This is a genomic window from Bacillus sp. 166amftsu, from assembly GCF_900107445.1.
GTDB classification, from domain to species: Bacteria; Bacillota; Bacilli; order Bacillales; family Bacillaceae_G; genus Bacillus_A; species Bacillus_A arachidis.
Genome location: NZ_FNQA01000005.1, coordinates 147,751 through 169,811, shown reverse-complemented (window position 1 = coordinate 169,811; position 22,061 = coordinate 147,751). Strand labels below are relative to the sequence as shown.

The window sequence follows — 22,061 nt, the reverse complement described above, 5'->3', positions numbered from 1 at the left end:
TTCATCGTGACGAATTTTTTGTTATTGTTTAACTTTACATAGTAAATAAGCGGTGATGACATAGATATCGAAATATTTAAGATGATATTTTGTTTAGAACATGAATGATCACTTAAGATAGGAAAGAAGGTATAAATATGACAGATATAGTGAATTTAGCTTTATACTCCATTTTGTTTATCATCATCATATCCATCATATGTTTAATTTTATCAGTATTCATAAAGCTTTCTGGGAAGAAAACGAATCATCGTCGTTCTATTGAAAAAGAACGAAAAGTACATTCTCCGGCAAAAGACACAGGGCAATATAAAGATTCAGAAATCACTACCAAAGATGCTGAAGCAGAGTGGATGAATGCGGTAATGACAACATCTTTTGTTGTTGCAGCTATGAAAAGTGCCCATGAAGATTCAAATATCGATCATGATTTAGGAAATGACAGCCATGGCTCAGATTCAGCAAGCCATAATGATTCATTCGATGGTGGGGACTCGTCGGATTAGCTAAGTACGGAGAATACTTAGCTTTAAAGTATTCATTTCAAGATGCTTATTTTCATATGATATAAAGAGAAAAAGCACTCTTATGAGTGCTTTTTCCCCGACTTGATAACCACTTTAATTTTAATAATATAATTGCATTTGGATTCTCATCCAATTACATTCTACTACACTTCAACATAATTTGTATTGAGAAAATTAATATTTCATTCAAATTATCTTCTATGAAACATTCGAATTCCTTTTTAACCTCTGTTCCTGATAACTTATTTTTTCTCCATCACAGCAAAGTAATTCTCTTCATGATCCGCAAAGTTAAACACTCTACCGGAAGGCATATTTACAATTTCTCCGACTGTGATATTTTTATTTACTAGGTCGCCACGGAATGCATCAAGATTTTCCGTGAAAAACATTAAAGAAGGTGTACCAAGATTTAATCCCGGTGACATTTTCGCAACGAATTCCTTATTGTGCAAAATGATACTTGTTTCTGCACCCTTTGCCGGAGCAATTTCAATCCATCGCATTCCTTGACCGTTATCTTCTTCAGAAACTACACGAAATCCTACTTTTTCTGTCCAAAAACTCACTGCCTCATCTTGGTTATTTACATACAACATAATTTGACCGACTTTATGAATCATAGACTTTCCACTCCTCTATACAAATAAATGTCTAACCTTTTCCATCGCCAAAGTTTCTGATACCCTAGCGACAACTTAATAGATACGACAATAACTGAAAACTTCCTTCTAAAAAGAATGAAGCTTTTTCGTTTAGGTAGGAGATTATGAAGGGAAGATAGAATATTATCAAAATATTTTATAAGGGAGGAATATCCTTGCTAATTTCAAAAGATACTGCTAGTTACATGATTCGTACTGGAAAAATAGAAGATGCAGAAGCAACTTTAGACATACAGAAATCAATTGTTTCCGAAGGTCACTTTCTTATTTCATTACCAGAAGAGTTTAAAAAAACATCATCCGAGCAAAGAGAATGGGTGCAAAGCGTATTGGAGAATGAAAGAAAAACATTAATTGTAGCTGAAAAAGCTGGTGAAGTTGTTGGTTGGATTGTATTTATGAACGAGAATAAAAAGCGATTGTCTCATACAGGTTCCTTTGGAATAATGATTAGTAAAAATTACAGAGGAATAGGAATTGGAAAAATGCTACTCCAAGCTTTATTAGACTGGGCAGAGAAAAATCCTTTCATCGAGAAAGTAAGTTTAGGAGTTTTCTCAACAAATCATAGCGCAATATCTTTGTACAAAAAGATGGGGTTCATTGAGGAAGGCCGTAAAATGAAAGAATTTAAAATGAATGATAATGAATATGTAGATGATATTCTTATGTATAAATTCGTTTAGTGAAATCCTAATCACAAGTACCACGCAAAAAAAGCCGTTCTCCTATAAATGATGGAGAACGGCTTTTCCTGAATCCCCTGTTCATGTAACAAGGATTAAGCATTATTAGCTATTATCATAAAACGGTTTGAACTTGTACGGATTCCTTTTCCCGTTTTATTATAATAAATTTCCCCATCAAATCTTGGTAGGATCGGTGTGTGTTTAAATAGGAATATGAGTTCTTCGGGTGTTTCTTAATAATCAATCAAATGCCTTTTTCATTCTATTTCGTACGATTAATATCATTCCACCTAAGATTGATAACACCCCTAGAGGCATTGTATTGAATTCTGTACCTCCAGCGTTAGGAAGTTCCCTGTTATCGTTTTTCATTTGAAGAGCCTTGTTAGTCTGTTCTAATTCAGATACTTTCTTTTCTACATTTTGCTTCGTCTGTTTCAATTCAGTTACTTTCTTTTCTACATTTTGCTTCGTACCTGTTAATTCAATTAATTTATTTTCTATATTTTGCTGCGTCTGTCTCAATTCAGTTACTTTCTTTTCTACATTTTGCTTCGTACCTGTTAATTCAATCAATTTATTTTCTATCGTTTGCTTCATCTGTTTTAACTCAGATATTTTTTCTTCTATCGTTTGCTTCGCATGTGCTAATTCAGTTAATTTATTTTCTATATTTTGCTTGATCTGTTTTAACTCAGATAATTTCTCTTCTGCATTTTGCCCCGACTGTTTTAATTCAGTTAATTTCTCTTCTGCATTTTGCTTGATCTGCTTTAATTCAGATAACTTCTCTTCTGCATGTTGCCCCGACTGTTTTAATTCAGTTAATTTCTCTTCTGCGTTTTGCTTGACCTGCTTTAATTCAGATACTTTCTCTTCCACATGTTGCCCCGACTGTTTTAATTCAGATACCTTCTCTTCTGCATCTTGCTTCGTCTGTTTTAATTCAGATACTCTCTCTTCTGCTTGTTGCTTCGCTTCAGATACTTTCTCTTCTACATGTTGCCTCGACTGTTTTAATTCAGATACCTTCTCTTCTGCATCTTGCTTCGCCTGTTTTAACTCAGATACTCTCTCTTCTGCTTGTTGTTTCGCTTCAGATACTTTCTCTTCCACATTTTGCTGCGTCTGTTTTAATTCAGATACTCTCTCTTCTGCTTGTTGTTTCGCTTGCTTTAATTCGGATACCTTCTCTTCTGCTTGTTGCGTGATAGAATCATGTATTTTGATGGTATCAGGAACTTGAGCATTAATGGTATCAGCTCCTGTTATCATCGCTAAAGCTAGTGTGGATATCGCTACTGTTTTTTTAGTACTCATCATTTTGTACCTCTCTTCTTTCATGAGCAATAAGTTTTTACGTTCAAATCTTAATATATAAAAATTTAATAATATCAGCATAATTATACCAAATGTTTATAAAGGAAACTAGAATAGTAGGATGATATATAAAATACACGAGAAGCTTTTTGTATATTGCCTTTTTGCATCAAACTTATTCCCAAAATTAACTGCCTAAATTTGCTAATTCCTCTTTCTACATAATGTCCTTTCATTTCAGTTCCGCTTTTATTGAGATTTGGGAATTACAACTGGACCTCATACATCATCTTTCTTTATGAAATTCACAAGAGTGGTATTCTTCTTTAAACATTACAGAGAAATAGAAAAAGCTGGTAAACGGTAAATCTTTTTTCTATAATAAAACGTAGAGGCGATTAGGAAGGGTTATATTCAATTATTTGATTGCCTAGATTAAACGTTTAAAAGGGAAAAAACAGGGGGAAGAAAAATGTCGAAAAAATTAATGTCTTTATTTTCTGTCATGATGGTTGCAGCCCTTATGATAACTGGCTGTGGTCAAAGTGATAAAGCAAATAATGAACAAAAAGAGAATGTGACAAAAGAAAATAAAGAAGAGAAAAAAGATACACAAAAAGAAAAGAAAGAAGAAAAAACGGATACATCAAAAGAGAAAGAATCTAAAGATACAAACACGAAAGATACGGCAGCTAACGCAAGTGATTATTCAAAGCTTATCTCCTATATGGAGAAAGAAACACAAGGTAAAACGAAAGTTCTTTATGAAAACAAGGAACCGCAATTACATAAATTACAAGATGTTTCCGTATCACTTGATAACTACACATTAGTTGAATTGAATGATTTTCATACCAATTTTGATATTCCTTTTAACAGGCAGACAAATGGTGGGGTTATTCTTGCACACTATACTGTAAAGAACGGTTCAAATAAAGATGCTTATTATATGCCAACTTTAAACATAACATTTACAGGCGCTACAAAGGATTACAGTAACTATAAAGATTTAATTCCAACAGAAGAACAATTAACTGAGAAATTGTCTCCAAAGAATAATTATTTAGTAGAAGCAGGGAAAAGCGTTTCTGGTTATGTTGCTTACCCATTTAGTAAAGATGATTTAACAAAAATTTTAGGGCTATCAACGGTATCAGTAATGGTTCCTGAAGCGCAGGCTAATAAAGGAAAATTTGATGCTCCAATCGGAAGTCCGGGGAAATTTGCGTTAAGTTTAAATCAACAAGGTAGTGAAAAGACTGCAGCAGATAAAGCTTTTTATCAAGATAAAGTAACTGTTGATAACATGGGCGAGAAAACGATGCTAAGTGAGAAATCAAACATTAATAAAAGTGAACAATTAGGTAATACCAATGTTACATTAGAGGGATACCAATTCACTAAATTTACGCCAAATTCCGTTGAAGCTCCTCGATTTAAAAATTTCAAAAATGGCATTGTTTTAATGACAGTCAAATTTAAACTCGATAACAAAGAGCCTGAAGATATTGGGTTGTCTTCATTAAGTTCTACACTAAGAGTGAATGATGGTGCGCAGTATACGCTAAGCGAAGGCATGTTGCTGAATTATAAATATAATGATTTGATTAAAGCCGGAACATCTGGCGAGTTATTACAGGTTTTCACCTTAGATCAGGAGCAGTATGAAAAGATTTGGAAAGACAAAAGCTTCGAGATCGAATTAGGACCTATGAGAAATAAAGACGCAAAAGATATTTCAAAAGGGAAACAAGTGAAATTCACATTACCGAAATAAAGCCACAATAAAAGCCGGGGTGAGGTTGTTTCCTCCCCCGGCTAATGCTATTTATAAAGCATTCACCGAGAATGCTTTGTAAATAGATGAACTGCCTTTTCAGGTATATAAAATTTCCCATTACTCTCTACAACGATACTTCCTAACTCATAAGCTCTTCCATCGATACGGATTATATTCTTATTAACAAACAATTGAGCTTCCCCTTTATTGTGTTTTACTACGAGCACCGGGTTTGCTACATCTGTTTTATCGATTTTTACAGTTGCACCAATTTGTTTAAAGGCTGATTCAGCATCTAAAAATAATTTGTTTGTTAACTCTTCTAAGTGAAAGCCCATTGCTTTGGCCATTACCTTCGCAATATCTGTATTTTGGACGAAACCATATGGCTTCCCAAGGCCGTAAGAGTATAAGAATACATCTTCACCCGTATGCCCCCCCGTTGTAAAACCAATGTTCGCACGGTTGGCCAATAACTTAGTAAGTATTGGACCTACATCCGTTTTCTTTTGTGCAGCTTTTAACTTTGCTTTTTCATCATGAGTTAAATCTCCTAAACCATAAAGTGCAGCTATCTCTTTTACATTAGATAAATCATCTTTTAGTTTATTTGTAGCACCTTCAAGTGTCATTTTTGCCTTTTTCAGTGGAGCAATGTAGGCAGATACCGGTGTGGTATCATATCCTTTTGTGGTATTTTTGTTACCGATGGAAATACCACTGTTACCATGGTCCGTTACAGCAATGACCATCGTGTTCCCATCTTTTTTTGCAAACTTTAACGCTTCTGCAACCGCAGCATCAAATGCTAATATATCGCTAATCATCCCGATTGGGTCATTGACATGCGCTGCCCAATCGGGCTTACTGCCTTCTACAAATAAGAAGAATCCATCTTTATCTTTTGATAATGTTTGAATTGCTTTCCCCGTCATCTGGGAAAGTGTTGGCTGCTTGGGATTGGTTGCTTCACGATCCATATCAAACGCAAGTGCAGTATTTGAGAAAGAGCCCCAAATTTTATCGGATTTAGAGTTTAATAAGGCATCCTTCGTTTCCACAAAGTCGTACCCTTTGTCTTGGATCACTTTTATTAAATCTTCGTTGTCTTTACGGATTCCATTGTTTCTCACAGGTTGCAGCGCTGCCTTTCCTCCGCCTAATACAATTTCCATATTTTGATAAACCTGTTGTTCACCAAGTACTTCAAAATCTTTGCGGTTCGCATGATGAGCAGAGAAAGCAGCCGGAGTGGCATGCTGAATTTCTGATGTAGCAATAATTCCTGTTGCGCGGCCTGAACGTTCTGCGCCTTCTAAGACGTTGGCAACTGGACGAAACCTGTCTTCTTCTTTGATTGGTTCTAAGCCAGGTGAATTCACAACAGAAGGTAATACGCCCACATAGCTCGAATTTGATTTATTTCCTGTCGCTAAAGCTGTTGCTGCCGGCGCTGATTCCGTAATAGCTGATTCCGCCGAATAAGTACGAACCCCTCCTGATACAATTTGATCTAGCGCAAGAGGTGCACCTTTATACCATCGGGCCAATGTTGTTGCTGAAGAGCTTGTCCCATCCATAACCATCATAATTACGTTTTTGGGTTGCTGCCTTGCTTTTTTCACCTCAGCTTTTACCTCGTTATCATTCATCATGCTTCCTGCACCTAATAAACCTAGCACTATCGTTCCCGCTAATGTTGGCCCCATCATCTTTTTCCGAAAATTAGTCATTGTTGTCCCTCCATAGGTTGTTTTCGGCATCCCCACTCTAACATTCGTATGTAAACAAGCTGTTTCTTCTTATTTAGTAGTACCCTATTGTCACGAAGCTAACAATAAAGTGAAACTTGAATCAGTGGGGGTTTTCTCCATTCCCCACTGATTATTAGCCCTCACCAATCGGGTTTTTACGGACAGTTCATCTCCCACCTAACTTCTTTAGAAAGCGGAAGCGGCTCGCTCAGAATCACAGGACGTTGAAGCCAAGGGCAGAGAGGCGCTTTTTGCCTCGTCCGAGGGGCGCTTTTTACCTCGTCCGAGGGGGCGAAACGACCGGAGATTCTAGCCGCTAGAGCTAGACATCGCTTTCGCTGAATTTAGAGGTGGGAATGTTACTGTCCTAAAATAGCGGGATAACTCCTTCCCTTGGCAGCCAAGTATTTGCAAAAGTTTTTACAGGAATTACTGTTACTCTTTTAACCGAATCTTAATTTTAAATATTATAATGAATACAGGATTACCAGAAAATACAGACAAAGGAGAAAACATATGGATTATATGAAGGATAATTTAATCCCCCTTTTAGACGACTTTAAAAAAGAACCAACGAAAGAAAATGTAACCGAAATATTAAAGGAATTCGGTGTACAGTACCCTGAACATTGGGCTAAAGATGAGATAGAAGGTAAAGAAGCTGTTCTTGCCAGCTTTCGTTTTTTAAGGCCATTCCAAGAAATATTGGATATGTATTTATATAATCATGAAAGCTGGGTTCAAAACTCGATTCAGCGTGCGAATGAACAAGCAACACCCGATACAAACAACTTGATTATAAAAGAAATGGTGCAAGCAGGAATCCCACCTGAAAAGATTGGATTATTTGCGTACTGGATAGCTAGGTCCGCTATGAATGAAATTTTATATCGTCTATCAGATGCAGGCGGCGGAGATTATGATTTACCAAATGAAGGAGAAGAGCTACCCTCTTGGAGACTAGAAGAATGTTCACCACATAACGGAAATCCAATGAATGTAGAACGGACAGGGCGACTGTTACTTGAATTACATAATATTTTTCCGTTCCACAATCCAGGTGAAAAATAGGAAAAACGACAAACAATTGAATTCCCCTCTATAGCAGAATGGCAGGGAATTTCTTGATGATGTAGAAAAAAGTCATATGCTATATTTTCCAGCTATGCGAATCATATAGTGAATCGAATGATATAAGGGTGGGAGTTACGGTGTTAAGAAAACCAGAAAGATTACAACCAGGTGATCGCGTTGCAACAATTAGTCCTTCTTGGGGAGGCGCAGGCGATCCCGAACTAAGATGGCGTTATGAACAAGGGGTAAAAAGATTAGAAGAAGTGTTTGGTCTTGTGGTTGTGCCTATGCCAAATAGTTTGAAAGGCTCTGATTATATTTATGAGAATCCAGAGGCCCGTGCGATAGATATCATGACAGCATTTCAAGATAAAAGCATTAAAGGGATCTTTGCGAATATTGGCGGACAAGATAGCATTCGCTTACTTCCTTATATTGATTTTGATGTCATACGTGAAAATCCAAAAGTTTTTATGGGGTACTCTGATGTGACCATTCCACATTTATTTTGTCATAAAGCTGGTATTTCTTCTTTTTACGGTCCAGCTATTTTGACTGATTTTGCTGAAAACGTTGAGATGGATCCATATACAATTGAAATGGTGAATCGAACGCTCTTTTCAAATGAAATGATTGGTGAAATTGAGCCGGCTACAGAATGGACGAGTGAACGATTACTATGGATTGAATCGAACAAAAATAAACGACGTACCATGCAGCAAAATACTGGATATGAACTACTTCAAGGCTCGGGTATCGTACAAGGCCGTTTAATCGGAGGTTGTATAGAAGTACTGGAGTTCGCAAAAGGAACATCGCTTTGGCCTGAGAAACAGTATTGGGAAAACAGCATCCTGTTCTTTGAAACATCTGAAGACAAACCAGATCCAACTTATATCAGATATTGGTTACGAAATTATGCAGCGCAGGGCATTTTACAAAACACAAATGGCATCATTTTCGGCAAACCGAAAGACGAGAAATACTATGAAGAATATAAACATGAAATTCTAACCGTTATGCAAGAATATGGTTTAGAAGATTTACCGATTCTTTATAACTTAAACTTTGGTCATACCGAACCTAAGTTTATTTTACCTTATGGCGTGGTGGCAGAAATAGATTGTGAGAAAAAGAAATTCTCGATTTTAGAAAGTGGCGTGCAATAAAGTAAAACTTGAATCAGTGGGAGTTTTCTTCATCCCCCACTGATTATTAGCACGACCAATCGAGCTTTTACAGGCAGTTCATCCCCCTACCTAACTTCTTAAAGTGGCTCGTCCAGAATGTGAGGGGGATGGAGCTTCTGACGTAGAGGTGTTTTTTACCTCACAGGAAGAAGCGAAGCCACTGGAACTGTGCAATACTTTCGCTGAATTTTGAGGTGGTATTACTGCCCACAAATAGCGGGATAAACATAAGAAACATTTTACTGAAGAATCTTATAAAGAACGACTATATTTTTCTTCACCTTCCCTAGTTAAATGCCGCCCAAGGTTTATGCAAGGTTTTTCAATAAATAGATACCCCAATGAAGATAGTAAAAAAGAAAGAGAAAAGGAAAGAAACACTATTAATATGGTAGGTAGTTTATCATAAAATAAATGCATAACTGAGAATAAAGAAATAAGATGATATAAATAAAGGCTATAAGAAATCTTTCCAAGAAAAACAAATACTTTTCTTCTTAATAACGCACTAAATGTCCATGAAGCGACACTCATAATCATTACTATACAAACCCCAAATGAGACAACGTAGTCCCTCAATATATAATTGTTCAAAAAATCTACTTCTCCAATCATTCCTTCATACATAAAACAAATAATCGCAATCAGTAGCAATGCAACTTTTACCACTTTTTTTATATTGAAGGCGTAATGAAAAATCAAAGAACGATACTTGGCTAATAGAGCTCCCAGAAAAAAAAGAGTGATGTAGTGAAAACTTAAAAAAACACTAGTTATGCTTCCACTAGGATCAAAGAAATACAAACCTATAGTCGAAGAAAAACTTAAAACAATAAACCACAATAAGGAATATCTGAGCCTTTTGCGTATAAAAAAGAAAGTCAGAAATGGAAATACAAGCGAAATTCTCATTTCATGAACAAGAGACCATATAACATTGTTATATGCGTCCGTGTTATACTCACCGATAAAAACAAAATGTTGTAATAATAAAGTTAGCGTATCTGTAGTGGTCCATGATTTACTAAACCAATCACTAATATATGGCATATCATTACGAATAAAAAGCATTTTAGTAATAATAGCAATGCTGATTGCTACTACATATGGTATATAAATTCGGCAAATCCGTTTTATTATGTATGTATCATAATGAAATTTCTCATTATGAATAGATAAATACAAAACAAAACCACTCAATACAAAAAAGAGAATAACAGATTCGTTGCCGCTACTAAAAAAAAGACGTAAAGGAGTTTCCTTGAATAAATAAACTATGAAGGGACTATTTAACTCATATCGATAATTTTCGTACGCAGGCAATAGCATCATATGATGCCCGATCATTACAAGAAGTGCTGCTAATCCTCTTAGAGAGTCAAACTCCTCATATCTTTTCATCATATTACACCTACTAAAAAGGTTTTTATTAAAATACAAGTTGACTTCAATCTTTTTGTTTACAAAATTATCATGTTACTTACAGTTGTAGGAGAATAATAAAGTTTTAAAATGCGTTCTATATATACTTATTTCCCTTTGATACATACGAATACTAGCCATCCATTTCTACGATGATATGGAGCGAATGATTGCGTTTGGAAGGCTCCGTTTCGATTACAAGGAACAGATAAAGCTTACATTTCTCCATATTTTATATCGATTATTCGCTATGTCTTCCTACTCACACGAAAGAAATTGTGATACTTTTTCCTAGCTGCTTATATAAGTTCATCTGTAGTACACCTTCATTCATCAAGGAAGGTACTCCTCTCTTAATTTGTTTAGTCGCAAACTTAAAAATCTCCTATATTTCCCCTATTCATAAGACAGATGTATTTACACAAAATATTTTATGCTACCAAATATAACACGCGTTGGTAAAAAATGAAAATACGAAATGATTATTCTTTAATAGGAAAATAAAGTAAAAAAAGAATCCCGTAGGATTCTTTTTTATTTCGAACATTCATTTCATCCAAGCTAAAAAAGGTAAACAGAGAAATTTTTTGAGGTAAGAATATTATTACTCATAAATACTGGGATAAATTGAATCGATGCATTTATATGTGACCAAGTATTACACATATCTCACCTAACTGTTAAGATATCGAACCTATATCACGGTATACTTTTCACGATATTGCTTAGGAGTCATGTTACATATTTTTTTAAAAACTCTTGTGAAATAACTTTGATCATAAAAGTTAAGCCAAGCACAAATATCTGATAATGGATATGTAGTTAATGTTAATAGTTTTTTTGCTTCTTCTACTCGTTCCCTTTGAATATATTCACTTAAAGGAATTCCTACTTCTTTTTTAAACAATTTAGATAAATAAGTAGGATTAATATCAAGCAGCGTAGCGAGATTATTGAGAGTTATTTCATGGTAAATGTTTTTGCTAATATGATTTAAACATGTAGTAATTGTATTCGAATAGCTTTGAACGCTATATTCTTTAACACGATCAGCAAAAGCACATAAAGCGTCCTCAATTAATCTATTGACGGAATACATATTATCTAGTTGTTCAATGGTTCCCATATAGAGAGAACTAAGCGAAAAAGCAATTTCTGGCGGAAGATTCCCCTCTATTGCATAACGAGTAGCTAAAGTAATGGCCATTATCCCATTATTTTTTTGATTTCTTAGCTGATTTCTTTTTGATGAAATTACAGCATCTTCTTGCGGGAATGCATATGCATATTTTATTAATTTTTCTTTGTCCCCTTCTTTAATGCATGTGAAAAAATTCCGTTCCAATAATATATCGTAATGATCAGGATTATTTTGACGGCGGGCTGAAATATATAAGTCAGGATTCGCAATTTCATAGGCGGTTTTCTCTAATAATTTATTTTCTCTCCAAACAGCACCTACATCTAACTTTTCTTTAAAAATCATGTAATGCAATAAAATCCCTATATCAATTAAAGTTATTTTTTTTATCACAGGTACGGAATGATAGTATTCAATTCCATCTTGGATTCTAGCATTTTCGCCAAATTCATCCATAAGTCTAATGGCCATGTTCTCTGATACTTTGGGATATGTAGAAGGTCCAATAAAAAAGGTTCCTTTTATAGATTCATAATCTACTATGCGAATGAAAACGAAATTTTCCAGATAACTGTTTCCCCTCATAAGCGGAAAATTATAGAGATCATTTTCTTGAAAAAGCTCACTCAGTTGTTCTTCCCTAGAAGAATAAAAAGGACTGCAAATATCATTAGAAGTAGATTTATATAAGATTTTTTCATCTGCAGATAAAAATTGAATAGATACTTGAAATGTTTTATATAAAATATCACACAAATATTGTATATCCATAGAATGATTCATTATAGTCTCCTTTTAACTAGATAAGATTATAAAGCTCCATATAAAAAACCAAACATTTTAATTCATACATTTATGTAATACATTTGTGGATTTATAAATAGATTTATGAAGAGTTAAATATACCTAAAAATTCTATTATTTTCAATAAAATACAATTAACATCAAAATATTACCATAAATTTTCAGAAAAAACACTTATTATTTAGATTTATAAGAACAATCACACAATGATCAACTTCTTCATTTAAATATCCGTTCCATTCATATATTTGTTATGCACATCTTTCTTGTAGTCATAGACATTTCAAAAAACATACTCACATATACTCTCCTGGCACTCTTAACTTAATGATGATGTGGCTATTCCCTACATAGTAAAAATTTAGGAAGAAGCATTCTGTTCAGATGCTAAGTTTATAATTTTTCCACCCCAGTATAAATGTTATAAGGATTTTTTCTAAATCAAGGGTGATAATTCCTATTCGGAAAATCACGCCAAAACTCTACTATTAAATTGAAAAAGTGGTGAACGAGATGAATGAAAAAGTAAAGATAAAAGAGTTTATACAGATTTTAAAAAGGCGACTCTTAATCATTATACTTACGACAATTTGTACAAGCGGGTTCATTATTATTTCATCCATGTACCTTATGAAACCGATTTACCAGTACTCCACCCAAGTTCTTGCTGGATCTTTAGGTGTAGAAAAAGAGGAAAATCCAGTAAATAAGGTACAAGATAACAGACAGCTAGCTCTTTCATATATGGATATTATAAAAAGCCCATATATCATGATAGGCGTAAAAGAAGAGCTACACCTAACTCGTTCAAGCTATGATTTGCTGAAACAGGTTTCCGTTACTAATAGAAATGATTCACAGATTATTACGATTTCAGTGAAAGACTCTGATCCACAATTAGCTAAAAAAATTGCACAATCTGTCGCAAAGCAATCCATATCTAAATTTAAAGACTATGCAAATGTAAACCGACTTAATATTCTTAATGCTTCCGAGGTAATGGAAGAAGCCGAACTACTTTTTCCAAAACCCAAATTCATTATAGCCATTTCAATCATAATCAGCTTTTTTGCCGGAATTGGTTTAGCAATTCTACGAGAACACTTTGATAATTCAACTTACACCAGTCGGGAGCTCGAACACCTTGGTCTCCCGTTATTAGGAAGAGTGAACTTACATACCAAAAAAAGAAACAACAAGCAAAAAACAACTTATAAGAGCTTACCTTCTATGAAACGAGGTGAACATAATGGCTATTAAGTTTAAGAGGAAATATTTCTTTAATCCAGATGATATCACCATCAAAGAACGATTTTATAGCATATGTAACCATATTGAACCGAACCTTCAAAAGGAAACGTCAATATTAATGATTACTTCCCTTGCACAAACACAAAATATAACCCATGCTACTGCTTATTTGGCCCTTGCTTTTTCAGAACAACGAAAACGAGTGCTGGTAGTGGATGCAAATCTGCGTCAACCTTCTTTACATCATGTGTTTCATATTGATCATTCATTTGGCCTAACCAACTTACTCTTAAGAGAGAAAAATAAGGATACTCCAATAAAAATAACGGATTATCTATCTTGTTTACCTACAGGCGAGGATCTTTATGAGCCAGTGACATTGTTAACATTAGAGACCTTCCCAATCCTAATTGAGGAGTGGAAAGAGCATTTTGATATCATCCTGTTTCACACATCCGATTTCTTAAACACACCAGATGCACAAATACTCACAAAACATTGTGATGGCACTGTTTTAATGATACAGGAAGGCCGTGATAAGTTAGATAAAATTGCGAATGTAAAAAAACAACTAGAACATAGCAAACATGAAATAATCGGTACAGTCATTATTTCATAAAGGGGGAGTAACTTTTGGACCCAAAAATAAAGATTGATAGACAGGTAGAACTACAAGTAACGCCTCTATCAACTTCATCCTACCTTCTTGTTAAACGACTTATAGATTTTATTTTTTCGCTTTGCATGCTGTTACTTTTATCACCCATTTTAGTTCTTTTTTGCATTCTTATTCCAATCGAATCAACTGGTTCTCCCTTCTTTTATCAACAGCGCTTGGGGAAAAACGGAAAAGATTTCAAATTAATAAAGTTACGCTCCATGTTTTTAGATGCCGAAAAAAATGGTCCTCAATGGGCAAGTAAAGAGGATCCTAGGGTTACAAAAATAGGTAACTTTATAAGAAAAACTAGAATTGATGAAATCCCTCAAGTTATTAACGTGTTAAAAGGAGATATGTCGCTCATTGGCCCTAGACCTGAAAGAGAATATTTCTATAAAAAGTTTGATAAGTCATTGCCTAATTTTAAACATCGTTTACTTGTAACGCCTGGAATAACAGGATTGGCGCAAGTGAATGGTGGATATGATCTAACTCCCGAAGAAAAATTAGCATTCGATTTATACTATATCCAGCACAGATCATTCGCTATGGAAATCAAGATTTTATGTCGAACATTGGCCATTGTATTTACTGGAAATGGTGCTAGATAAATATTGAAGGGAAGAATAAAAAATGAAGAAAGTGCTAGTAACGGGGGGCTTCGGATTTATCGGATCCCATATTGTAGAAAAATTAATTCATAATAATTATGAAGTGGCTGTGTATGATAACTTATCCACTGGGTCCGTAAATAATGTCCATTCGAAAGGTATAGCTTTCTTTGATAATGTAGAAGATGAAAGATCATTAGAAAAAGCGATGGAGGCGTTTCAACCTGACTTTGTAGTTCACCAAGCTGCGCAAATTAGTGTACAAAACTCCATTTCAAATATAACAAATGATGCGCTAATCAATATAATAGGGTCAACAAATATCATAAAACTCTCTCAGAAATATCGTGTTAAAAAAATCATATTTGCTTCTTCAGCAGCTGTATATGGCGATTCTAAAGTCATGCCTATTTCAGTCTCACATCCTTCTCGCCCCTTATCACCTTATGGCGTCTCCAAAAAAACAGCTGAGGATTATTTAAAACTCGCAAAAGAATTATATGATATAGACTATGTCATTCTTCGTTACAGCAATGTCTATGGTCCAAGGCAAACAGCAAGCGGTGAAGGCGGAGTGATTTCAATCTTCATAAATCATTTCATTAAACAGGAGCAATCTATTATTTATGGGGATGGTTTACAAACAAGAGATTTTATCTATGTAGACGATGTAGCAAGCGCCAATCTTAAGGCATTGAACTACAATGGAAGTGGTACTTTCAATATATCATCAGCAACTTGTACAAGTATCAATGAAGTATTCTCGATGATTCAATCGATTGGGAAACAAAATATCCCCCCCATTTACCAACCTGCAAAAGACGGTGACGTCAAAGAAAGTTTGCTCTGCAATAAAAAGAGCATTCAACAATTAGACTGGCAACCTGTATATGCATTGGAAAAAGGTCTTGCGAATACATATGATTATTACCTGAAGCAAAAAGAACCTACATCTGTATTTAAGTGACTTTACAGTTGTGAATTGGGAGAGAAATAAGTGAATAAGAAAACAAACTCAATTATTAAAAATATATTCCACTTACTTTACAGCACGATTTTAGCTAATGTTTTAAATGCAGGTACGCTCATACTATTGGCAAATTACTTTAACTCAAAGAATTATGGAATATTTAGTGTAGCACTAGCTCTTTCCATGGTCATGCATTTTTTTACAGATTTAGGAGTCAGTAATACGTTCCTTCGAGAAGGAGCAAAAAAAGAAAACCCAAGCGCTACATTCTTTTCTTATATAAAAGTTCGAGTCATATGTTTACTTTTCACATTTATTATCTTTTCTTTCGGTATCCATGCCTTCTATCATGAACAACAAATTCTTTATATGATGTATAGTTTAATGATTCCTTTAATCATCGGCCTAGTGCTACAAAGTATAGGGATAACCTACTTTCAATTATCTGAAAGAATGCAATTTATTGCATCCATAAGAATCTTCTCGGCCATTGTATTAGTCACCTTAACCATTTTGTGTATAACCTTACAAGTGGATATACATGTAACAGCTTTTTTATATGGTTTTTCTTATTTAGCTGGAGGCCTTTACTCCCTGTATTTACTCAGAAAAAACGTGAAATTCAAATGGCAAGTCCCTTTTCAAAAAGAATTATTGATCAATATTAGCCCGTTCTTAATTAGTGGGTTATTTATTATATTAACTCCTCAACTAGGTCCATTAGTATTAGAAAAAACACTTCCTTTAGGGCTTGTTGGTCTCTTTGCAGTAGCTTACCGAATCCCCTCAGCTCTCTATCAAATACCAGGGGTTATTGCAGGTGCATTCTTCCCACTGTTATTTAAACATTATAGTCATGGGGAAATAAAGAAACATACAGAATTAAATATCCTGCAAATGAAATTTATGTCCTTAATTGGAATGTGTATGACAATAGCTTTATTCTATTTATCCCCCTATCTGATAACGATTTTATTTGGAGATAAATGGGGATCTGCAGTTGAACCTTTAAAAATATTATCCTTTATTATTGTCTTACAAGGATTTAACATCGCCATTGCTGACGGGCTCACAACAAGAGGACTGCAAAATCGCCGTACGATTGTTCAGTTTATAACCATCTCTATTGGCTTACTGTCTTTTTATTATCTCAGTGTTACTTATGCAATAGCGGGGGCAGCTTTTTCTGCTTTAGCGATGGAAATCGTATCATTTATTGGTTATGTATTAGCGAATCCAATCAGAAGAACCGTATTAACCAAAGTCGTTATTCCATACGGATCCTACTTTTCAATAAGCTTTATCCTATTACACTACTTATTATATAAGTTTCCTTTTATCGCCATGTTTTCTACCATGATCTTAATGTCTACGATGGTTTTACTATTTGATCAAGCTACTCGGGACTTGATTAAAGGCTTTATAAGAAAGAAAAAACAACAGAATATCAACCATTTAAAAGACGGGAGACAACGAGGGAATGGAAAGATTACAAATTAAAAGAAATACTTCTACTTTAGAAGTCTTTCTTTTGTTATTTTTTATTACACTTAGTAAATATAATGTATCCATCGGTTTTTCATTAAAAATTTACATGATTTTTCTAGCCGTTTTTTTCTGTATTTATTTTCGAGACTTTTATTTTCGTCCCCTTTATCATTATGAAATTTTATTGCTTTTATTTTATTTTACCTATTGTCTAAGCGGTGCTTTTTCACAGTATCCAGAAGCAAGTATTCGCGTCATTCTAGGAGTAATCCTTGTCCTTATCTGCTATTTCATCATGAGGTATATGCTGGAGCAAGCTTCAATTCATTCTATTGAAACTTCCATTGCAAATGTCGGGATACTATTTAACGTGATTAGTTTGTTACTATACATAATTGGACTACAAATAACCGGGGGATACCCAACAGGCGTTGAGATTACTTCTTACGGATTATTATTAGATAGAGATTATCCAAGGTTAATTGGACTACTGGATGACCCAAACATCTTCATTTTTTATAATACATTGTTTTTTTCGTATTATTTAACACACTTAAAAGGATTTAAAAACTCCTTTGGATTTATCTTATGTATAATTACTAACCTTCTTACTTTTTCTCGAGGCGGTATTGTTGCCCTAATACTCGTTATCATTTTGTATATAATATTAGCGGATTTTCAAAAAAAGGTGAAAATGATACTTGTTGCCCTGTTATGCCTAGTTGTAATGTACGCCGCAAGTTCTTTTATTCAAATCGATTTGAATCAGATTATTTCCAGCCGTATCAATGACTTTTCTTCTGATAAAGGAAGTGGTCGATTTGAATTATGGAAACAGGCCATTACCTATTTTATGTCTCATCCCCTTTTGGGAATCGGTGCCTTTAATTTTTCGGATTATTACGCATTTGAACATAATGAAAAACTATATGTTCATAATACATATCTAGAAATCTTAGTAGAGGCTGGAATTATTGGTTTTCTGTTTTACTTTTCTTTTTTATTACTGTTCATTATCAAGCTCTTTAAGACTAAATTACATATTGAAAAACCTTTTATTATTCTTACACTTTTTGCTTTCTTATTGCAGATGGTATCCCTTTCTCTCATGATTAATGAAGCGCTTTTCTCCTTTCTAGCAATTGCTTTAAAATATATTTCTGTATATGAAAGAAAAGAGGCTGGTTTTTATGATATACACGAAAAAAGATAGCGAATCATTGGTTTCTGTGATAACCCCCTCGTATAACAGCTCCCCTTTTATAAAAGAAACCATTGAATCCGTTCAGGCCCAATCATATGCTAACTGGGAAATGATTATCGTTGATGATAAGTCGAGAGATGACTCCGTCCATGTCATCAAACAATATATAGAAAAAGACCCGCGAATTAAACTGATTACTTTAACTCAAAATGTTGGTGCTGCTAGAGCTAGAAATATAGCATTAAAAGAAGCTCAAGGAGATTATATTGCCTTTTTAGACAGCGATGATCTCTGGTTACCTACCAAACTAGAAGAACAAGTCGCTTTTATGCAAAAAGATAATCTTGCTTTTTCTTTTACCTCTTATTCTTTAATTGACGAACAAGGAAATGCAATGAATATTCAAGTTCATGCACCGAAAGTTGTCGATTATAAATATCTGCTGGGAAATACGACGATTGGCTGTTTAACCGTGATGTTAGATAGGCATCAATTTAAACAAATTGAAATGCCCGTTATCCAGCCTGAAGATACTGCCCTATGGTTAGTATTATTACGGCTAGGATATCAAGCATACGGCTTACAAAGGAGTTTATCTAAATATCGTATTGTAAGTAACTCTACTTCAAGGAATAAATTAAAAGCTGCCTACCGATATTGGAAACTATTACGAAACCAAGAAAAGTTAAACTTTGTCAAAACCAACTTTTATTTTAGTCAATATGCCTATCATGCGTACAAGAAAAACAGAGGAGACCGACCTCCTTCTATGACCAGTGGAGGGAAATAAAAAATGAACAATATTCTACTATTAACTGATAAACTCATAACGGGCGGCGCTGAGATGTATTTTTGCAAACTAGAAAACCATCTCAAAGGTGAAAACATGACGTTTTATTCAGCAGCTGCCACAGGGGAGTTGTATCATCAAATTCATAATAAGCATCATTTTATTCCTTTAAGTTTAAAAAATCATCCTGCTAACCTCTATACATTAAGTAAACAAGTGATGAAATTGGACATTGATGTTATCCATGCAAATAGTTTCAGAATGTTACTGTATTCTATCGCAATTAAAAAAATCACGAAAAAAAGAATGAAGCTCATTTATACAAAACATAATGTTACAATACTTGAAAAAAAGTTTCCCGCGCTATTTAAAAAAGTGTTAAATCAACATGTTAATCAAATTATCGCAGTGAGTAACTTCGAGAAAGACAGCTTACTGCAATTGGGTATAAGAAAGGACCTTATTCGAACAATTTACAATGGTGTTGATGTAAAGCATTTTTCATTTCAACAAACACAACCTAAAGAAACCCTCAATATCGGAATTTTAGCCCGGTTATCAAAAGAGAAAAACCATGAACTTTTTTTAAAAATTGCAAATGAGTTAAAATATGTACGTAACGTAATGTTTTATATTGCTGGGGATGGACCTGAACGGGACTTTATTGAAAAAATGATTCATGATTTCAAGTTAAATCATAAAGTGAAGCTTTTAGGTAATACATCTAATCCCTATGAATTTATTTGCAGTATGGACTTGCTACTTCTAACGTCCCTAAGAGAAGTGTTTCCAATGGTAGTCATTGAAGCAATGGCTTCTGGAACACCTATTATTTCTGTAGATGTTGGCGGTATCAAAGAAGCTATCATAGATGATGAAACCGGAATACTCGTTTCCCATCATTCTGAAAAAGAATTTGCCAAGAAAATCCAGTTACTTCATGACAACCAAAATCTAAGAAAATGTTTAGGAAAAGCAGCAAGAGAAAAAGTAGAAAAATCCTTTTCCCTCTCAAATATGATTCATTCTACACTTGAAACCTATCAATATTAAAAAACAAACGATAATCTCGTTTGTTTTTTCTTTTATATATATGCATTTTTTCAAACATGCATATTATATAATATCTCACATATAAGGAGTGTTATAAGTTGACAGAGCCTCTTAATTTTACTGAAGACTGCCAAAATCAAAATGTTGTTAATATTGATTGTTTTGGTGCCAGTCCAGATTTACTCGATAATTCCCAAGCTATTCAAGAAGCCATTAACTATTGCGTGGCCAACAATTATTCTAAAGTTGTTATCACCGGGAAGAAACAGTATACGATCTCCTCCCCTATTATTATGAAGTCCAATGTACATCTTGAAATAGACCCGACTGTAACATTAATCGTTAAAGGAAATTTTCAAGTGTTTGAGCTTCAAAAAAACACTTCAATCTCTGGTGGTTCGATTGAAATCGTGGATAATAGCTTTAACTCATCCGTTCTTTTTCTTTCCGGTGCCAATCAAATAGAAATTCATAATCATACTTCTATATCAAATATTAATATTATAAACCGTACAACAACTTACCAAGGTATCGCAATTCATTTATCCTGTAAAAAGGCATGGGATTTCATAAGCTTCTTTAAAGCATACTCCATCCAAATCACAAACTTTAATACGGCTATCTATTTAAAAACAGAAAAGCTTGAGGATATAAACAATCCTTGTTGGATTAATGCAAACTCCTTCCATTCTATTTTTATAGATGGTTGTCAGTATGGTATCGAGATTATAGGAAATGGTGAATTACCTTACGAAATTTCAGGAAACACCTTTACGGGAATCCAAGTTCAATGCCGGAAACAAACAAAAAAAGTAATCCGCTGTTCAGGTGCCTATAATATATTTGAAGGAATCATATGGGACGTCTTTCGTATGGATGCTGCTCCCCTCGTTATCGAATTCTCTTCCACTTCTCATCATAACTACCTATTCTCAAATCAAGTTTCCACATCGATTATCGATCGTGGCCTATACAATCGGTATACCACGCCACATGAAGAATCGCTTCCTGTATACCCTCCTCTAGCATTAGGAAAAGCCCAGCTAGTTGGGAATCAAGATGATATATTAGTAAATGCAAATGTCCGTTACGCAGTGCGCCAACTTTCTGGAAAAGCCCCCTACGGAGGACATATTAATAATTGTTTTAACTTGCTTGATGAGCAAAGTGTAAATTACGTGGATGTTCCGAGTACGCAGCCAATTGTAATCGAGTTAGATTTTTCTAAGCAGCCTATTAATATGCTGAATTGTATTGGTATCTATTTTGGATGGAATGAAAGCCCAAGTCGCATTTTAATTGAATATCAACAGAGCCTAAATGGTCCATGGCAGGTTGCTAAAGATCTTCCGTTTAATGCTGGAAATACTGTGCTTTCAGAAGTAAGGTCAACTATATTGTATAAAGTTAAGTTCACACTAAGCGGATATACACAAGATCACAAACGCTTTCGGATAAATCGAATATTCGCAAGGTCATCTCTGCAACATGGCTCCTCATGGTTACCAACTACTGGTGGTACTTTATATGGAGATTTAGAATTTCAAAAAGGAAATGCTGTGACGTTAACTTCCCCAAATGGAACAAAATGGAGATTGAGTATAAATGATCAAGGGCAAATTAGCACATCTAAACTATGAAAATCATACAAATTAAGATTCATTTAC

At 34.4% G+C, this 22,061-nt stretch carries 19 protein-coding genes and 1 pseudogene; 14 read left to right on the top strand and 6 right to left on the bottom strand.

The features are described 5' to 3' along the window. The first annotated feature begins 137 nt into the window (after positions 1 to 137). The gene (locus BLV40_RS15550; RefSeq protein ID WP_090691532.1) at positions 138 to 506 is read left to right on the top strand and encodes a hypothetical protein; all 369 of its coding nucleotides are present in this window, start codon (positions 138 to 140) and stop codon (positions 504 to 506) included. A 263-nt stretch (positions 507 to 769) separates the two neighbouring features. On the opposite strand, the gene BLV40_RS15545 is transcribed toward BLV40_RS15550, so the two are convergent. Next, positions 770 to 1,150: a VOC family protein gene (locus BLV40_RS15545; protein WP_090691530.1), complete on the bottom strand. Its 381-nt coding sequence runs from the start codon at positions 1,148 to 1,150 to the stop codon at positions 770 to 772. Positions 1,151 to 1,347: 197 nt separating this feature from the next. Between BLV40_RS15545 and BLV40_RS15540 the strand changes: the two genes are divergently transcribed. Next, positions 1,348 to 1,878: a GNAT family N-acetyltransferase gene (locus BLV40_RS15540; protein WP_090691524.1), complete on the top strand. Its 531-nt coding sequence runs from the start codon at positions 1,348 to 1,350 to the stop codon at positions 1,876 to 1,878. Between the two features lie 95 nt (positions 1,879 to 1,973). Here the strand turns inward: BLV40_RS15540 and BLV40_RS29375 are convergent. Next, positions 1,974 to 2,123 (bottom strand): annotated as a pseudogene (locus tag BLV40_RS29375) (SAM-dependent methyltransferase); the annotation flags it as partial. Continuing rightward, positions 2,122 to 3,204: a coiled-coil domain-containing protein gene (locus BLV40_RS15530; protein WP_090691519.1), complete on the bottom strand. Its 1,083-nt coding sequence runs from the start codon at positions 3,202 to 3,204 to the stop codon at positions 2,122 to 2,124. The pseudogene BLV40_RS29375 and the gene BLV40_RS15530, both read right to left, overlap by 2 nt. 469 nt (positions 3,205 to 3,673) lie before the next feature. Between BLV40_RS15530 and BLV40_RS15525 the strand changes: the two genes are divergently transcribed. Then, positions 3,674 to 4,978, top strand: a complete 1,305-nt coding sequence (locus BLV40_RS15525; protein ID WP_090691517.1) for a DUF5068 domain-containing protein — start codon at positions 3,674 to 3,676, stop codon at positions 4,976 to 4,978. Positions 4,979 to 5,040: 62 nt separating this feature from the next. On the opposite strand, the gene BLV40_RS15520 is transcribed toward BLV40_RS15525, so the two are convergent. Beyond that, the gene (locus BLV40_RS15520) at positions 5,041 to 6,714 is read right to left on the bottom strand and encodes an alkaline phosphatase (protein ID WP_090691515.1); all 1,674 of its coding nucleotides are present in this window, start codon (positions 6,712 to 6,714) and stop codon (positions 5,041 to 5,043) included. A 537-nt stretch (positions 6,715 to 7,251) separates the two neighbouring features. On the opposite strand from BLV40_RS15520, the gene BLV40_RS15515 reads away from it, so the two are divergent. Next, entirely contained in the window at positions 7,252 to 7,806 is a 555-nt protein-coding gene (locus BLV40_RS15515) for a hypothetical protein (RefSeq protein WP_090691513.1), read from the top strand. A gap of 140 nt (positions 7,807 to 7,946) precedes the next feature. Further along, complete coding sequence (locus tag BLV40_RS15510; RefSeq protein ID WP_090691511.1) at positions 7,947 to 8,978, top strand: S66 family peptidase; 1,032 nt, start codon at positions 7,947 to 7,949, stop codon at positions 8,976 to 8,978. A gap of 273 nt (positions 8,979 to 9,251) precedes the next feature. Here the strand turns inward: BLV40_RS15510 and BLV40_RS15505 are convergent, their stop codons facing one another. Then, positions 9,252 to 10,403, bottom strand: a complete 1,152-nt coding sequence (locus BLV40_RS15505) for an acyltransferase family protein (RefSeq protein ID WP_090691509.1) — start codon at positions 10,401 to 10,403, stop codon at positions 9,252 to 9,254. Between the two features lie 712 nt (positions 10,404 to 11,115). Then, positions 11,116 to 12,345 carry a helix-turn-helix domain-containing protein gene (locus BLV40_RS15500; RefSeq protein ID WP_090691507.1) on the bottom strand — a complete coding sequence of 410 codons (1,230 nt, stop codon included), beginning with the start codon at positions 12,343 to 12,345 and terminating at the stop codon, positions 11,116 to 11,118. A gap of 534 nt (positions 12,346 to 12,879) precedes the next feature. Between BLV40_RS15500 and BLV40_RS15495 the strand changes: the two genes are divergently transcribed. From BLV40_RS15495 to BLV40_RS15455, 9 genes are all read left to right on the top strand, one after another. Then, positions 12,880 to 13,626 carry a YveK family protein gene (locus BLV40_RS15495; protein WP_090691506.1) on the top strand — a complete coding sequence of 249 codons (747 nt, stop codon included), beginning with the start codon at positions 12,880 to 12,882 and terminating at the stop codon, positions 13,624 to 13,626. Next, positions 13,616 to 14,236 carry a CpsD/CapB family tyrosine-protein kinase gene (locus tag BLV40_RS15490; RefSeq protein ID WP_090691502.1) on the top strand — a complete coding sequence of 207 codons (621 nt, stop codon included), beginning with the start codon at positions 13,616 to 13,618 and terminating at the stop codon, positions 14,234 to 14,236. The genes BLV40_RS15495 and BLV40_RS15490 overlap by 11 nt, the downstream gene beginning before the upstream one ends. Positions 14,237 to 14,250: 14 nt before the next feature. Continuing rightward, complete coding sequence (locus BLV40_RS15485) at positions 14,251 to 14,889, top strand: sugar transferase (RefSeq protein WP_090691497.1); 639 nt, start codon at positions 14,251 to 14,253, stop codon at positions 14,887 to 14,889. Positions 14,890 to 14,911: 22 nt separating this feature from the next. Then, complete coding sequence (locus BLV40_RS15480; protein WP_090691494.1) at positions 14,912 to 15,856, top strand: NAD-dependent epimerase/dehydratase family protein; 945 nt, start codon at positions 14,912 to 14,914, stop codon at positions 15,854 to 15,856. Positions 15,857 to 15,886: 30 nt separating this feature from the next. After that, complete coding sequence (locus BLV40_RS15475) at positions 15,887 to 17,359, top strand: oligosaccharide flippase family protein (RefSeq protein WP_090691492.1); 1,473 nt, start codon at positions 15,887 to 15,889, stop codon at positions 17,357 to 17,359. Then, complete coding sequence (locus tag BLV40_RS15470) at positions 17,340 to 18,560, top strand: O-antigen ligase family protein (RefSeq protein WP_090691488.1); 1,221 nt, start codon at positions 17,340 to 17,342, stop codon at positions 18,558 to 18,560. Before BLV40_RS15475 ends, BLV40_RS15470 begins: the two co-directional genes overlap by 20 nt. After that, positions 18,538 to 19,341 carry a glycosyltransferase family 2 protein gene (locus tag BLV40_RS15465; RefSeq protein WP_090691477.1) on the top strand — a complete coding sequence of 268 codons (804 nt, stop codon included), beginning with the start codon at positions 18,538 to 18,540 and terminating at the stop codon, positions 19,339 to 19,341. Before BLV40_RS15470 ends, BLV40_RS15465 begins: the two co-directional genes overlap by 23 nt. A gap of 3 nt (positions 19,342 to 19,344) precedes the next feature. Next, positions 19,345 to 20,394, top strand: coding sequence for a glycosyltransferase family 4 protein (locus BLV40_RS15460; RefSeq protein WP_090691474.1), 1,050 nt, complete (start codon positions 19,345 to 19,347; stop codon positions 20,392 to 20,394). Between the two features lie 98 nt (positions 20,395 to 20,492). Further along, entirely contained in the window at positions 20,493 to 22,034 is a 1,542-nt protein-coding gene (locus BLV40_RS15455) for a hypothetical protein (protein ID WP_090691471.1), read from the top strand. Positions 22,035 to 22,061 lie beyond the last annotated feature (27 nt).

Coding starts and splice junctions, on each gene's coding strand:
- BLV40_RS15550 (WP_090691532.1), top strand. CDS start 138: ATGACAGATATAGTGAATTTAGCTTTATACTCCATTTTGTTTATCATC.
- BLV40_RS15545 (WP_090691530.1), bottom strand. CDS start 1,150: ATGATTCATAAAGTCGGTCAAATTATGTTGTATGTAAATAACCAAGAT.
- BLV40_RS15530 (WP_090691519.1), bottom strand. CDS start 3,204: ATGATGAGTACTAAAAAAACAGTAGCGATATCCACACTAGCTTTAGCG.
- BLV40_RS15525 (WP_090691517.1), top strand. CDS start 3,674: ATGTCGAAAAAATTAATGTCTTTATTTTCTGTCATGATGGTTGCAGCC.
- BLV40_RS15520 (WP_090691515.1), bottom strand. CDS start 6,714: ATGACTAATTTTCGGAAAAAGATGATGGGGCCAACATTAGCGGGAACG.
- BLV40_RS15515 (WP_090691513.1), top strand. CDS start 7,252: ATGGATTATATGAAGGATAATTTAATCCCCCTTTTAGACGACTTTAAA.
- BLV40_RS15505 (WP_090691509.1), bottom strand. CDS start 10,403: ATGATGAAAAGATATGAGGAGTTTGACTCTCTAAGAGGATTAGCAGCA.
- BLV40_RS15500 (WP_090691507.1), bottom strand. CDS start 12,345: ATGAATCATTCTATGGATATACAATATTTGTGTGATATTTTATATAAA.
- BLV40_RS15495 (WP_090691506.1), top strand. CDS start 12,880: ATGAATGAAAAAGTAAAGATAAAAGAGTTTATACAGATTTTAAAAAGG.
- BLV40_RS15490 (WP_090691502.1), top strand. CDS start 13,616: ATGGCTATTAAGTTTAAGAGGAAATATTTCTTTAATCCAGATGATATC.
- BLV40_RS15480 (WP_090691494.1), top strand. CDS start 14,912: ATGAAGAAAGTGCTAGTAACGGGGGGCTTCGGATTTATCGGATCCCAT.
- BLV40_RS15470 (WP_090691488.1), top strand. CDS start 17,340: ATGGAAAGATTACAAATTAAAAGAAATACTTCTACTTTAGAAGTCTTT.
- BLV40_RS15465 (WP_090691477.1), top strand. CDS start 18,538: ATGATATACACGAAAAAAGATAGCGAATCATTGGTTTCTGTGATAACC.
- BLV40_RS15460 (WP_090691474.1), top strand. CDS start 19,345: ATGAACAATATTCTACTATTAACTGATAAACTCATAACGGGCGGCGCT.